Origin of the sequence: Pseudomonas sp. SLFW, assembly GCF_009905615.1 — a bacterium.
In the GTDB taxonomy this organism is placed as follows: domain Bacteria; phylum Pseudomonadota; class Gammaproteobacteria; order Pseudomonadales; family Pseudomonadaceae; genus Aquipseudomonas; species Aquipseudomonas bambusae.
The window spans coordinates 218,949-232,275 of sequence record NZ_JAAAKW010000003.1 but is presented as its reverse complement, the minus strand read 5'-3'; the positions used below and the strand labels follow the sequence as shown (position 1 = coordinate 232,275).

The 13,327-nt window shown below is 60.3% G+C and carries 12 protein-coding genes and 1 pseudogene; 10 read left to right on the top strand and 3 right to left on the bottom strand.

Features of this window, described 5'->3' with window-relative positions; genetic code table 11:
* The first annotated feature begins 152 nt into the window (after nt 1–152).
* The 9 genes and pseudogenes from GVN17_RS06885 to GVN17_RS06845 all read left to right on the top strand — a co-directional run bounded on the left by GVN17_RS06885 (nt 153) and on the right by GVN17_RS06845 (nt 8,538).
* Nucleotides 153–1,364, top strand: coding sequence for a CaiB/BaiF CoA-transferase family protein (locus tag GVN17_RS06885; RefSeq protein ID WP_166594483.1), 1,212 nt, complete (start codon nt 153–155; stop codon nt 1,362–1,364).
* A complete protein-coding gene (locus GVN17_RS06880; RefSeq protein WP_166594482.1) occupies nt 1,361–2,137 on the top strand; it encodes an enoyl-CoA hydratase-related protein in 777 nt (258 codons plus the stop codon). The genes GVN17_RS06885 and GVN17_RS06880 overlap by 4 nt, the downstream gene beginning before the upstream one ends.
* Before the next feature lie 30 nt (nt 2,138–2,167).
* Nucleotides 2,168–2,959: an enoyl-CoA hydratase/isomerase family protein gene (locus tag GVN17_RS06875; protein WP_166594481.1), complete on the top strand. Its 792-nt coding sequence runs from the start codon at nt 2,168–2,170 to the stop codon at nt 2,957–2,959.
* Nucleotides 2,960–3,012: 53 nt separating this feature from the next.
* Nucleotides 3,013–4,338 (top strand): MFS transporter, encoded by a 1,326-nt coding sequence (locus tag GVN17_RS06870; protein ID WP_166594480.1) that lies wholly within the window; start codon nt 3,013–3,015, stop codon nt 4,336–4,338.
* A 36-nt stretch (nt 4,339–4,374) separates the two neighbouring features.
* Nucleotides 4,375–5,274 carry a LysR substrate-binding domain-containing protein gene (locus GVN17_RS06865; RefSeq protein ID WP_371928495.1) on the top strand — a complete coding sequence of 300 codons (900 nt, stop codon included), beginning with the start codon at nt 4,375–4,377 and terminating at the stop codon, nt 5,272–5,274.
* A 52-nt stretch (nt 5,275–5,326) separates the two neighbouring features.
* Nucleotides 5,327–5,440 (top strand): annotated as a pseudogene (locus GVN17_RS29590) (short-chain dehydrogenase/reductase); the annotation flags it as partial.
* A gap of 24 nt (nt 5,441–5,464) precedes the next feature.
* Nucleotides 5,465–6,403, top strand: coding sequence for an AraC family transcriptional regulator (locus GVN17_RS06855; protein ID WP_166594479.1), 939 nt, complete (start codon nt 5,465–5,467; stop codon nt 6,401–6,403).
* 342 nt (nt 6,404–6,745) lie between these two features.
* Nucleotides 6,746–7,018, top strand: coding sequence for a hypothetical protein (locus GVN17_RS06850; protein ID WP_256665114.1), 273 nt, complete (start codon nt 6,746–6,748; stop codon nt 7,016–7,018).
* Nucleotides 7,019–7,233: 215 nt separating this feature from the next.
* A complete protein-coding gene (locus GVN17_RS06845; protein ID WP_178115707.1) occupies nt 7,234–8,538 on the top strand; it encodes a site-specific integrase in 1,305 nt (434 codons plus the stop codon).
* A gap of 10 nt (nt 8,539–8,548) precedes the next feature.
* Here the strand turns inward: GVN17_RS06845 and GVN17_RS06840 are convergent, their stop codons facing one another.
* Complete coding sequence (locus tag GVN17_RS06840) at nt 8,549–9,769, bottom strand: MFS transporter (RefSeq protein ID WP_166594478.1); 1,221 nt, start codon at nt 9,767–9,769, stop codon at nt 8,549–8,551.
* A 126-nt stretch (nt 9,770–9,895) separates the two neighbouring features.
* Between GVN17_RS06840 and GVN17_RS06835 the strand changes: the two genes are divergently transcribed.
* Nucleotides 9,896–10,822, top strand: coding sequence for a LysR substrate-binding domain-containing protein (locus GVN17_RS06835; protein ID WP_166594477.1), 927 nt, complete (start codon nt 9,896–9,898; stop codon nt 10,820–10,822).
* Between the two features lie 94 nt (nt 10,823–10,916).
* On the opposite strand, the gene GVN17_RS06830 is transcribed toward GVN17_RS06835, so the two are convergent.
* Both GVN17_RS06830 and GVN17_RS06825 read right to left on the bottom strand, forming a co-directional pair.
* Entirely contained in the window at nt 10,917–11,954 is a 1,038-nt protein-coding gene (locus GVN17_RS06830; RefSeq protein ID WP_166594476.1) for an XdhC family protein, read from the bottom strand.
* Nucleotides 11,955–11,965: 11 nt separating this feature from the next.
* Nucleotides 11,966–13,312, bottom strand: coding sequence for a cytochrome c (locus tag GVN17_RS06825; RefSeq protein ID WP_166594475.1), 1,347 nt, complete (start codon nt 13,310–13,312; stop codon nt 11,966–11,968).
* Nucleotides 13,313–13,327: the final 15 nt, after the last annotated feature.

Here is a 13,327-nt window from a genome sequence, read left to right as displayed (position 1 = left end):
GGGAAAACGGGTGCAGGCTCGCGCTGCCCCGGCGATTAACAAAAACTCAATACCCCCCTTTCTTAAAGTCGATAGCCGCGTTCGGACGGCGTTCCCTATCCTCGACCCATTACAAAAACGCGCACGAACACGTGCGCTACAGGGTGTTGAAGATGCTGACCGACAGCTTGAAAGACATAAAAGTCGTGGACTTTTCGCACGTTGTGGCGGGACCGGTCTGCGGCATGTTGCTGGGTGACATGGGCGCCGACGTAATCAAGGTCGAACCGCTGGGCGGTGAGCTGGGTCGCGCCATCGGCCCGCCCTGGCAGCAGCGTCAGAGCGTGACGTCGCTCAGTGTGAACCGCAACAAGCGAGGGATTGCGCTGGACCTGAAAAGCGACCGTGGCCGCACGATCGCGCTGGAATTGATGCGTGATGCCGATGTGGTCATCGAAAGTTTCAGGCCCGGCGTGATGGCCCGACTAGGCCTGGATTACGCCTCGGTCAAGGCCACCAATCCCGGTGTCATTTATTGCTCGGTTTCCGCCTACGGACAAACAGGAATCTGGCATGACCGGCCGGGTGTCGACGGGATCATTCAGGCCGTCACCGGCTTGATGAGCATGCTCGGCAGTCCTGATTCAGAGCCGTCCAAGGTGCCGATTCCTATCGCCGACATGGTGACCGCTTACCTGTCCACCATCTCGATACTGGCTTCGCTCAATGGCCGTCGGCGGCAGGGGCAGGGCGAGCACCTGGATGTAAGTTTGTACAACTGCACATTGATGCTGCAGCACCTGTCGTTAAGCAGTTTTCTGGCGACCGGGCAGGTCCCGGAAAAAACCGGCAGCGCCGCGCCATATGCTGCACCGAACGAAGCGTTCAAGACCGCCGATGGCTGGATCATGGTGGCGGCCTATCACCCGGTGCGCTGGACGGCACTGTGCGATCTGCTGGACTTGCCGGAATTGATGCAGGACCAACGTTTCATCGACAACCCGGGCCGAGTGCAGCATCGGGATCAGCTCCACCGGTTGCTTGAGCAACGGTTCATCGGCGAAGCCTCTGCGCACTGGCTGCCGCAACTGGAAGCCCGGGACATTCTGTGCGCGCCGGTGGCGGGGTACGACGAACTGACCGCGACCGAACACTATCGCCAGAGCGGCGTTGAAGTCGAACTGCCCCAGGCGGATGCGGGCGTACTGCGCATGCCGGGCTTTGCCATCAATAACCACCCCGACGCGCCGCTCAACGCGCCCCCCGCCGTGGGCGAACATACCCTCGAAATTCTGCAAACACTGGGGTACAGCGCACGCCAGATAGCGGAATTCGAAGCCGCAGGCGCCATCGGTGTACGCCCACGTCAGGAGTCCTGCGCATGACTACGTGCTTTGTCACCCTTGAGCATCAGGGCGCTGTCGCCCTGGTTACCCTGAACAGTCCCAACGGGCTGAACCCCCTGACCCATGAGCTGATGACTGCACTGGGCGATACCCTGCAAACGCTGGATGAAGACACCCAGACGCGGGCGATTGTCGTGACGGGCTCGGCCCGTGCCTTCGCCGCGGGCGCAGACATTCAAGCCATGGCGCAGATGACGTACTCCCGGGCCGTCAACGAAAACTTCCTGGCGGCTGAATGGCAGCGCGTCAGCACGCTGCGCAAACCTTTGGTGGCGGCCGTGCGCGGCTACGCACTGGGCGGCGGCTGCGAATTCGCGATGATTTGCGACATCGTCGTGGCGGGGGAAACCGCGGTCTTCGGTCAGCCGGAAATCAAGCTCGGCCTGGTGCCTGGCGCGGGTGGGACTCAACGTCTTCCGCGGGCGGTCGGCAAGTCGTTGGCCATGGAAATGAACCTGACCGGTGAATCCATCACGGCTGCCCAGGCATTGGCGGCGGGCCTGGTATCCCGAGTGGTGCCGGATGTGGACGTCGTCAATGCGGCGCTGGCGATCGGGCAGTCAATCGCGCGGCATTCGTTGCCGGTCCTGATCGCCGTGAAAGCGGCCACCGACCGTGCCTTCGAAACATCGCTGGCGGAAGGACTGGCCTACGAGCGCAGCGCTTTTCACGGCTGCTTCGCACTCGACGACCAGCGCGAGGGTTGTGAGGCGTTTCTGGAGCGACGTGTACCGCATTTCAACCATCGATAAAAAACCGACGACCCTAAGAGAGTATGTTTCATGAATCCTGAAAAACACGATCTGGTACTGATCGAACAACGCGGTGCTGTCCTGTACCTCACCCTTAACGGCAGCTATACCGGAAACGCCCTGACGACGCCGATGTGCGTGGCCCTGGCCGAGGCACTGGAGGGCATTAATGGCCGTCCGGATGTGCATTGCGTGGTCCTGCGCGGCAGTGGTCGGCATTTCTGCACCGGCGGCAACGTCAAAGACATGCAGAGCGGGGATGACCTGATGCAGGGCGCCACCGAGGACGTGCTCGAGAGTCTGCGCCGTTATCTGCACCGCATTACGCTGGCGATGCAAGCGGTGGACGTCCCGGTGATCGCTGCCATCAACGGCTCGGCCATTGGCGCGGGGCTCGACTTGAGCCTGATGTGCGACCTGCGGGTTGCCGTGAAAGGCGCGCGCCTCTCTGAAAGCTTTTTGCGTCTCGGGTTGATCTCGGGCATCGGCGGCGCGTGGTTTCTGACCCGTGCAGTCGGGCTGGCCAAAGCGATGGAAATGACGCTGACCAGCCAGTTCCACACCGCTGAAGAAGCCTTGCAGATGGGGCTGATTAACCGGGTGGTCGACGCCGATGAGCTCGACAGCACCGTCGAGCAACTGGCAACCACCATTTCCAGTGCGCCCCCCAAAGCCTTGCGTCTGGCCAAGCGCCTGGTTCGTCAGGCTGCAAGCAGCGATCTGCCTCAAGCGTTGGAATCAGCAGGCGCCGTTCAAGCCATCTTGCTTTGCGGCCCGGAACACAAGGCTGCCGTTAAAGCATTCCTTGCATCGACACAGTGACGACTGGCCGCGTTGATCTTTCGTCGCAGCCCATAACAATAAGGACCATATCAATGGACATCGCCGCAACCGCTGCATCTTACCGGCCCAGCATGTCACGCGTGGTTGGCACTGCCAGCTTCGGCACCATGCTCGAATACTATGACTTCCTCGTTTATGTCGCCTTGGGCAGCACCTTGCGTGCTTTGTTTTTGCCTGAGTTCGACCCCTTCGTTTCGTCGATTCTCACGGCAGGCACCTTTGGCGTTGCCTACCTGGCGCGACCACTGGGCACGCTGATCTTCAGTCCCATGTCTGATCGCATCGGGCGCAAACGCGCGTTCGTCATCACTCTGGTGCTGATGGGAACGTCGACCGTGCTGATGGGGTGTTTGCCGACCTATCAGTCGGCGGGGATCTTCGCGCCGGTGTGCCTGCTTGTGCTGCGCATCATTCAGGGAATTGCCTTGGGTGGGGAGTACGGTTCGGCGGCGGTGTATGTCATGGAGCATGCGCCCCGTGAGCGGCGCGGTCTGTTTACCAGTTTCTTGCAGAGTACCGCCAGCCTGGGCTTGTTGCTGGCGCTTCTGGTGGTTTCCTTGCTCAATGTTTACCTCACACCCGCCGACTTTGCTGCCTGGGGCTGGCGGGTGCCTTTTCTTGTTTCGGCGCCGATCGTTCTGGTCGCGACCTACATTCGCCTGGGGATGGAAGAGACGCCCGTCTTCCAGGCGCTCAAGGAGGAGGGCGGTGTATCTCGCTCGCCACTGGCGGACACCCTGACCAGCCGGGCGTCATGGAAGAACCTTCTGGTGGCGGTATTCGGTGCTCAAGGGGGCACGTCCGTCACCTTGTACACCTCGATCATCTACATGCTGTATTTCCTGCAGAACGTGCTGGCCGTGCCCGTGTTCGAAGCGAACCTGTGCGTCGGCGTCGCCATCCTCATTGCAGCGCCTTTGTATCCGCTGTTCGGCGCCCTTAGTGACCGGTATGGGCGGGCGTGGATCATGTTGGTCGGCATGGTGTTGTGGGCGGGTGCCGCGTATCCGTGTTTTGCGCAGATTGTCGCTTCGGCCAAGATCCAGGCCTGGCCGGTGTTGATCGCGTGCATCACGTTGCTCGCGGCGTTGACGGCAATGGTCATGGCGCCGCTGCCTGCGTTCATCGCTGACAGTTTTCCGCCGCAGAGCAGAACCACTGGCTTCGGGCTTTCGCAGCAGATTGGCAACATCCTGTTCGGCGGTTTCCTGCCCATGATCAGCTTGGCGCTGGTGAACTGGAGTGGCAACCCGCTGGCCGGCATCGTCTATTCGATCGTGTCGCTGCTACCGTGCATCTTGGTTGCAGCGATCTGGGGTGTGCGCATTGACCGCCAGCGCAGTTCCGATACTCAATAGGCCCGTCGATCCGCTCTGACCGCCTGGAGATTCTCAGTGAACATCAACGGCGCACATTCTCGCCCCTTACCGCCGCTCAACCCGCTCAAGGCGTTCGAGGCCACGGGTCGTTCGCTCAGCGTCACCCGTGCGGCGGACGAACTGTCGGTGACGCCTGCCGCGGTAAGCCGACAGATCAAGGCGCTGGAGGATTATCTGTCTGTGCAACTTTTCCGGCGCATGCCTACGGGCCTGGAGTTGACAGCTGCAGGCGAGCGTTATCTGGCGGATATCGTGCCGTTGTTTAACGCCCTCCGCGAGTCCACCAATGCCATTGTCGGTGGCTCGACGCGGCGTCAATTGCTGAAGATTCGTGCACCGGCGACCTTCGCGGTGCGCTGGCTGATTCCGCGCTTGGCGGGGTTCCACATTGCGCATCCGGCCATTGACGTGCAGCTGACCACGTCACCTGCCGCGCTGGATTTCGAGCACGAAGACCTCGACGGCGGCATTCAGTTGGGCGGCGGCGACTGGCCGGGGATCGGCACCCAGATGCTGACCCGCAATGAGTTGGTGCCTGTGGTGAGCGCGAGTTTTGCGTCGGATCTGCGAGTCCCGGAAGAGCTCGTCGATCAGGTGCTCTTGCATTCCCTCGCCCGGCTGGACGACTGGGCGTTGTGGCTGCGTGAAGCGGGTGTGCCTCAAGTCAACCCGTACCGAGGCATGCGCTACGAAACCTCTCTACTGGCGTACCAGGCCGCTATCGAAGGCCACGGTGTGGCCATCGCTCAGAAGTCGCTGGTGAATAAAGAGCTTGAGGCCGGATTGCTGCGCATGCCCTTTGACCTGGTTATCGATCGGCAAAGCTTTTCGTATTACTTCGCCTGGCCAGTGAACAAACCCGAATCGACGGCGCTCAGCACGTTTCGTGAATGGCTCAGCCAGCGGGCTGAATGAAGCTCACCCATCGCAGCGCAGATGCCCGTGCCGGTGATTCGGCAGCGGCGGCCCGGCCCATCTCTTGCTAGGTAGCGATGCGCTGGGGCTGGTTCGTGGCAAGCTTGAGCAGTCGTTGAAATATCTCGAACAATGGGAAGCCTCGACCCGCTCTACCGATAGCTGAACGCGGCGAGCAGGAGGATCGAACATGAGTAATGATGCACAAACGACTGAGCGCATGGTCCAGTTGATGGAGCAACTGGCACCGCTCGAAGGCTACAACCTGAGTCCCCTGGATGACATACGTTTTTTGCGTTCAAACAGGCCGCTGACCCGCACACCCGTGCTCTATGAGCCTGGCATTGTGATCTTGTGTCAGGGCCGCAAGCGCGGTTACCTGGGGGACGACGTCTACATTTACGACGCCCAGCACTATCTGGTGGTGTCGGTGCCGGTGCCGTTCACGATGGAAACCGACGCCAGCGAAGAAGAACCCATGTTCGCTGTATACATGCGACTGGATTTCAAGCTGGCAGGCGAGCTGATTCTGGAGATCGACGAGACATTCGGCCCGACGGCAGCTCCCCCAAAGGGCATGTATTCCTCACCGATGGACGACCGTTTGCGTGAGTCCACCCTGCGCTTTCTCGCCGCCATGAGTCACCCGGTCGATGCGCAGATCCTCGGCCCGTCGCTGCTTCGCGAGATTTATTATCGGATCATCGCCGGCGAGCAGGGCGGCTCCATGCGTGCTGCACTCAGTAAGCAGGGGCACTTCGGCAAAGTCACTCGCGCCATCCGCAAAATCCACAGCTCTTATCAGGAGCAGTTGAACGTGGAAGCGCTGGCGCAGGAGGCTAGCATGAACGTCCCCAATTTCCATCTGCACTTCAGAACGGTTACTGACTCTTCGCCCATGCAGTACCTGAAGTCGACGCGTCTGCACCAGGCACGTTTACTGATGTTGCGTAACGATGTTTCGGTGGCAGCCGCGGCGTTCGATGTCGGCTACGAAAGCGCCTCGCAATTCAGTCGGGAATTCAAACGCTTTTTCGGTCGCACGCCTCATGCAGAGGTCGTGTGGATGAAAGCGACATATGCATTACCTGAGTCCAGTACACCGTCGATCTTCGTCTCTTCGCATTAGAGGTGACGGCGGGGGGACGATGTTTCGTAGTAAGCGAGTAATAGCCTCAACATATCTGCCTGGAACCCGTGTGATGGACCGGCAACGTCCATTCCAGTTACACGATTTAACATAATATACATTATACGTAACAGTCTGTGTCAGCACTGGGTGGTGAGTGTGACGCTTTGCAACGCTCAGAACCCCCAAATTCCATCCTTGGGCGTCCAGTCCTCAAATCGCTACCTCGGCGTCTATCATCAACACCACGCTCATTCTCCATCACGAATGCCTCCACACCTCGCATCAAGCTGAGCAACATCGACTCAGCACCAACGCTCACGCCCAGATTAAAGATGCACCATGAATCGCTTACTCGCCGCGGTGCTCATCTGCGCAAGCTTCAACGCGGGCTCTGTGGTTTCCATCGCACACACCGTCGCCAGTCAGGCGTCAACGTTCGCCAACGCAACGCTGTGCGAATCCCTCAAGGGTGATCATTCTCGGTTCGGCCTGGCAATGGACAATGCCGAAATAGACAACGGACCGAGTTCGATGAGCTTCAAGACCGCAAGTCGCTTAAGGACTGCATCAAGCCAGAGGACGTCATTGATGACGATGTCCGGAAATGCATGAAAGGGATTTGAGCACACAGTGATTGCTTATTGGATGCGACGGCGCACGCCGATAGGCTGGGCAGATATTGCGAGAATTCGCTGGATTCAGCATTCAGGTAGCCGGATTGACGCGTTTGCAATATCCGATAACTGTCAGACCCGGATATTGCACAATACTGCTCCACATAGGATTATCACGACCATTCCAGAGCCTTCTGCAAGCGATTTTCAAAAATGTCCACGCCTTCGACACCGCACCCGTTATTCGAGACTTTTGCCCGTTTCGTCGAGCTGAATTTCAGTTCGCTCAAGGAGGAACTGCCCGCCGTCACCGGCTATCTGGAGCAGTTTCCCGCTGAATTGCAGGCCCTTGAGGGCTATCGTGCCGTGCGGGGTTTTTTGAAGTCCTATGCTGGTAACGAGTCTACGTTCAATTCCTACCGCACGCACGTCGAGCGCCTGTTGCTATGGACCCTGCTCAAGTCTCGCGTTTCCCTTCTGGACATGCGCCGTACTCATGCCGAATCGTTTCTGGAGTTCTGCCTCGCACCCGACCCCGCCTGGGTCGGCCCTGTCGTGAAATCTCGCTTCTTGCGGGTCGGTGGTCGCAAGAAGCTGGCGAGTGATACGTCTGTGTTGAACCCTGATTGGCGGCCTTTCAGTCAGTCAGCTTCGAAAGAGGATCGCAAGCGCGCCAGCGAGGACAACCGCCCTCTCCTTCAGGACCATTACAAACCTGCGCAAGGCTCGATCGCGCAGATATTTGCGGTCTGCGGCAGCTTTTTTCAGCATGCCATCGATGAGGGTTTCTGTGAGCACAACCCGTTCAAGGCCGTTAAACAGAAGAGCAAGTACAAGCAGCGCACCACGGGCGACGCCGACACGCGCATTCTGACCTCATTGCAGTGGGACTTTGTGCTGGAAACAGCCGAGTTGCTGGCCTCCCAGGATGCTAGATATGAACGCACGCTGTTCATCGTGGCGACGATTTTTGCGATGTATTTGCGGGTTTCCGATCTGGTCGGGCGTGAGAACTGGACGCCGAGCATGGGCGACATGCGCAAGGATGGCGCGGGCAACTGGTGGTATCACGTGGTTGGCAAAGGCAACAAGGCCGGGAAAATCAGCGTGCGGGACGACTACGTCGAGAACTACCTCAAGCGTTGGCGGGTGCATCAGGGCCTGTCGCCGTTGCCCGGTTTCCGCGAAACCACCCCGTTGATCGCGACGCAACGAGGGCGCGCCGGGTTGTCGGATCGACATATCCGGGTGTTGCTCCAAGAGGTATTCGACCGGGCACTGGAGCGGATGCAGGCGGAAAACTGGGCAGATGAAGACGTTGGACGCCTGCGTGCGGCATCTTTGCATTGGTTGAGGCACACCTCGGCGACGTTCGATGCGCCCCATCGCGACATGAAAGACCTTCAGGTCGATTTGCGGCACAACAGCCTCAGCACGACCCAGAACGTCTACTACAATTCCGAGGACGAAAAGCGCGCGTATTCGGCAAAACGGCTGCCCATGAGGGAGCGTGATTGAGCCTTTATATTCATCGCGAATCACCCACCTCTTCAGGATGCCGGAGGGCCGCAATGGTGACCGGCAAAAACGATACGGCCGCCGTGACCGCTATGACGATGACCGCCGCTGCGATACCTGCGTGATCACCCACGTAACCGTACAGCACCGGGGCCAGCGCGCCGGCGCCAATGGTCCCGGTGTAAAACACTGAAAAAGCTCGGGCGTGCCCGGGCGTGTCGACCACGTCGGTGACCGCGCCGTACAACACGGAAGATGTGCCGTTCAACACCACTCCCAGGAACGGCAGTGTCAGCATGGCGATCGTCAGCGGTGTCGTCAGAACCAGCACGATAAGCAGTGCGGTCGCCACCTCCGTCAGCATGATTGCCCTGGTGCTGCCGAGTGAGTCCGCCATCCAGCCGCAACAAAACTTGCCGACTGCGCCGCCGATGAAGACCAGCGTCAGGCCAACGCCCGTTTGAGCCAACGAGCCGCCGCTGGACTTGATGATGAACGGAAGAAAGGTGAGAAATCCCATGCGCACAGCACTGTCCAGTATCGCTGTGGCGAGCAGTGCCCGAAAGGCGCCCGGTGTCTCGGTCACTCCGTTGATATCCCTTGCCGGACGACTCCGCTCAGGCGACGCGTGAACGGTGTCAGTCCTTTTAAGGAGCGCTCCGATCAATAACGCCGCGAGCACGCCCACGCCTGCGTATACAAAGATCACATTACGATACGAGCCATAGGTGAGCAGTACCGCCGCTGAAGCGGGCAGCACCGATTTGCCGACATCCCCCGCGAAGTTGTAGATCCCCAGCGGCCGCTTGGCCCCGCTGCCGTATGCCCGAGACACCATGGCGGACGCCACGGGGTGTTGCACGCTCGCGCCGATCCCGGCGACCACCAGTGCGGCACCCAGCCCGACGGCGCTCCCGGCCAGGCCCGCCAGTAACCAGCCGAGCGCGGTGACAGCGGTTGACCCGACGAGCAAATGGACCGGACGAACGTTCGATGTCAACGAGGTGACCGGTATCTGCAACGCAGCCAACGTCAAGGCATAAGCGCTTCTGAGCACACTGAGCCACACATAGCCGAGCATGAACATGTCCTGCCAGACGGGGAGGAACACATACACCAGATCGCACAAACCATCGTGCGTGGCATGGGCCGCGCAGGCGGCGGTGAGCGCATTTTTACGTGATGTTCGTTTAGTATGCGGGACGTCAGGCGCGGGAGCTGATGAGGTCATGGTGAGTGTTCGCGGCAGGGAAAAGCTATTCTGTCCCGACGCGGGAAACGGTCGTTAATGAAAGGATTTTATGCCCTATGAATGTCCAGTTGAGGCTCGGCAATGGCCGCTAGGAAATTCCCCTCGATGGCTGCGCTCAGAGGTTTTGAGGCCTGCGTTCGGCACCTTAATTTTTCGCAGGCGGCGTTGGAGTTGCATGTCACGCAAAGCGCGATCAGCCACCAGGTCAGGCAACTGGAGGAGATACTGGGCGCCGAGCTGTTTGACCGCACTGCAGGTGCGATGGTCGTGACGCAGGCTGGCATCGAACTGCTTCCTGTCGTGCGCCAATTCCTGAAGGATTTTGCCGCCCTCGCCACGCGCTTCGAGCGAAATGCTCAGGGCACATCGCTGATCGAGCTGTTCGTACACGACTCGTTCGCCAACACCTGGTTGATCCCTCGCCTGCCCGCCTTCTACGCCAGGCATCCCGACATCCGTATTCAACTCAACACCGAGGATTTCTCGCGATTCGATAATGCCAGCGGACAAGCCGCCATACGCCTGGAAACCCGCGACGCCACATGGCCGGGCTTTTACGCCGAGTTCGTGCTTCCCGAACGGATTTTCCCGGTTTGCAGCCCTGCCCTGATTGACCGAATCGGCCCTCCCGCAACCCCCGCAGACGTGATCAAGTTCCCGGTCATTCTGCGTTCCCGGAACATGGCCAATGGCGAGCAGATATCGACGCCTTCCTGGGATTACTGGCTTGAGAAACACGCACTGGCACCCTCCTCGCTCAATTGCGTGCTGGTCGTGCCTCACTCGAACATGGCCGTCTCGGCGGCGATTCGAGGGCTGGGCGTCGCGATGGCCAGGACATCGCACATTTCTGATGAACTGCGCACCGGCACGCTTCGCAAGCTGCTCGATGAGGAAATGGAAAGTGACACGGGTTATCACTTTCTCTGTGCCCCAGGCAAACAGAGCTCGCCTGAGATTCGCGCCGTGCTTGACTGGCTCAAGGCAGAAAGCAGAGAGGCTGACAACCCTGACACTGCATCGGCAGATTGACCCGGCGCGACACGCACGCTTGTTCAGCGACGCAATCTGGACAGGCTTCGAGACACCGTGAGAGGCGGGTGTCGTCGCTCGCGCGTGAAGCCCCTCACACCAGTTCTTTCTCCAACTCCAGCGTCACCCGGTCTTCCAGCGCCTTGGCCTCGGTCACGCTGACGTCCCGAGGCAGGACGACGCCGTTTTTGGCGGCGAGGATTTCGGCCATGACGCTGACGGCGATTTCCGCCGGGGTCTTGCTGCCGATATAAATGCCAATGGGGCCGCGCAGTCGCTGAAGTGACGCTTCGGTTTCGCCAAAGTGTTCGATCAAGCGCTCGCGACGCTGTTGGCTGTTGCGGCGCGAACCGATGGCGCCGATGTAAAACGCCGGACTCTGCAAGGCCTCCAGCAAGGCCAGGTCGTCGAGCTTGGGATCGTGGCTCAAGGCGACGACGCAAGTCCTGAGGTCAACCGAGAAATCCCGGACGACGTCATCCGGCATGCCAACGATGCGCTGGACACCGTTGACCGACCAGGTCTCGACGTACTCGGAGCGCGGATCACAGACCGTGACTTTGAAGCCGTTGAACAACGCCATCGTGGCCAGGTACTCGGCCAGCGCACCGGCGCCGATCATGAGCAGGCGGTACCCTGGGCCCAAGGTGTTGAGCATCTGTAGGCCGTCAAAGCTGAACTGCTCAGGTGCAGGGCTGTGTTCGAGGCTTACTTCGTTGCTCGCCAACACCAGGCGCCGACGCACCAAATGCCCCGAGTCGAGCTGGCCCAACACTTCATCCAGCGATTGCCAGGAAGGGTTGAACTCGAAGACCAGCTCCAGGGTTCCGCCACACGGCAATCCGAAACGATGGGCTTCGTCGGCCGTGACGCCGTAACGCACCACTTCCGGGTGCCCTCCCCTTAAACCCTCACCTCCGTAGGCGGTGGTATAGCGGTGGATGAGATCGTCTTCGATACAGCCCCCCGACACGCTGCCCACCACGCGACCGTCGTTACGCAGGGCCATCATCGAGCCGACGGGCCTCGGCGAGGAGCCCCAGGTCCGGGACACGGTCGCCAACAGCACGTGTTCTCCTGCCGCGAGCCAGTCACGGGCGGTGCGCAACACCAAAAGGTCAATGCTTTCCATCAGGCGTCTCCTTACCGCATTTGCAGAATGATCGGGCTGCTACTCGCCGGGTCTGTGTGTTCACGTAGTTTGCTGACTGCCTGCGCGTCCACGGGTTCACTCTGATTGCCCCACGTGCTGCGCACGAAAGACAGGACTTCGGCGATTTGCTGATCCGACAGCTGTTCGCGGAACGCCGGCATGCGATAGGCATCCGGGACGCCAGCCGCGACGACCCGTTGGGAACCGTTCAGGGTGATGTTGATGGCCGAAGCGTTTTCTTTCGCCAGCGCCGACGTCGCCCCGGCCAAAGGTGGCATCCACTCCGACTGCCCTTTTCCATCGTCCCCATGACACGACGCACAGCGGGTCACATACGTGTGGGCGCCGGGAACGTCCAGCCGGGCAGCGGCAGACACTGCTTGATACTGCCAGGGTGCGCCGTCGCGTTGGCCGTCGCCGGGCAATGACTTCAGATAACGCGCAATCGCCGACAGGTCCCCGTCGCTCATGAACTGCGTGGAGTTGTTGAAGGCCTCGGTCATCGAACCGAAGACTACAGCGTGTTTGTTGCGGCCGGTCTTGAGGAACTGCACGATTTCCGGCTCGTCCCAGCGACCCAGCCCGGTGTTGTGATCGTTGCGCAAACTCGGCGCGTACCAGCCGTCGAGCAACGCACCCGCCAGGAACGGTGTGCCGGAATCGTCGAGCGCCTTCTCATTGAACGCCAGTCCGCGCGGCGTGTGGCAACTGCCGCAGTGGCCCGGGCCTTGAACGATGTACGCACCGCGATTCCATAGCTCGTCCTTACCCGCCTTGGCCGCATACGGCGAGGCGTCGGTGAACACGCCGTTCCACAACGCGATGGGCCAACGCATGTTCAGCGGCCAGGGAATCGCGCTCGCGATGTTGGCCTGGTTGACCGGCGCTATCCCTTTCATGAAAAACGCATATAACGCGCGGACGTCATCGTCCGTGAGCTTGGCGTAAGACGGATACGGCATGGCCGGGTACAGACGACGTCCGCCGGGGGCGACGCCATGTCGAACGGCCCTGTCAAAGTCCGCCAGGCTGTAGCCGCCAATGCCGGTGTCCCGGTCCGGGGTGATGTTGGTGGTATGAATCGCGCCCAGTGGCGTGGCCATTTCCAGGCCTCCGGCAAACGGCGCACCCCCAGGCACGCTGTGACACGCCACGCAATCACTGAGCCGGGCGACATACTCACCTCGGGTCACCAGCGCGGGTGCCGTGTCAGCGGTCTGATCAGCTTGCACATGCGAGGCGGGCTCGCGGGTAACGTACCAGGCCAGCAGGCCCGCCGCGACCAGGCACGGCAGCGCCAGCCAGCCAGCGGTTCTTGCGAATCGGCTGTTATTCATAAAGGCTCCGGCGCA

Excerpts from the sequence above, each read along its gene's own strand:
- GVN17_RS06885 (WP_166594483.1), top strand. The coding sequence starts at position 153 with ATGCTGACCGACAGCTTGAAAGACATAAAAGTCGTGGACTTTTCGCAC.
- GVN17_RS06880 (WP_166594482.1), top strand. The coding sequence starts at position 1,361 with ATGACTACGTGCTTTGTCACCCTTGAGCATCAGGGCGCTGTCGCCCTG.
- GVN17_RS06875 (WP_166594481.1), top strand. The coding sequence starts at position 2,168 with ATGAATCCTGAAAAACACGATCTGGTACTGATCGAACAACGCGGTGCT.
- GVN17_RS06870 (WP_166594480.1), top strand. The coding sequence starts at position 3,013 with ATGGACATCGCCGCAACCGCTGCATCTTACCGGCCCAGCATGTCACGC.
- GVN17_RS06855 (WP_166594479.1), top strand. The coding sequence starts at position 5,465 with ATGAGTAATGATGCACAAACGACTGAGCGCATGGTCCAGTTGATGGAG.
- GVN17_RS06850 (WP_256665114.1), top strand. The coding sequence starts at position 6,746 with ATGAATCGCTTACTCGCCGCGGTGCTCATCTGCGCAAGCTTCAACGCG.
- GVN17_RS06845 (WP_178115707.1), top strand. The coding sequence starts at position 7,234 with ATGTCCACGCCTTCGACACCGCACCCGTTATTCGAGACTTTTGCCCGT.
- GVN17_RS06840 (WP_166594478.1), bottom strand. The coding sequence starts at position 9,769 with ATGACCTCATCAGCTCCCGCGCCTGACGTCCCGCATACTAAACGAACA.
- GVN17_RS06835 (WP_166594477.1), top strand. The coding sequence starts at position 9,896 with ATGGCTGCGCTCAGAGGTTTTGAGGCCTGCGTTCGGCACCTTAATTTT.
- GVN17_RS06830 (WP_166594476.1), bottom strand. The coding sequence starts at position 11,954 with ATGGAAAGCATTGACCTTTTGGTGTTGCGCACCGCCCGTGACTGGCTC.
- GVN17_RS06825 (WP_166594475.1), bottom strand. The coding sequence starts at position 13,312 with ATGAATAACAGCCGATTCGCAAGAACCGCTGGCTGGCTGGCGCTGCCG.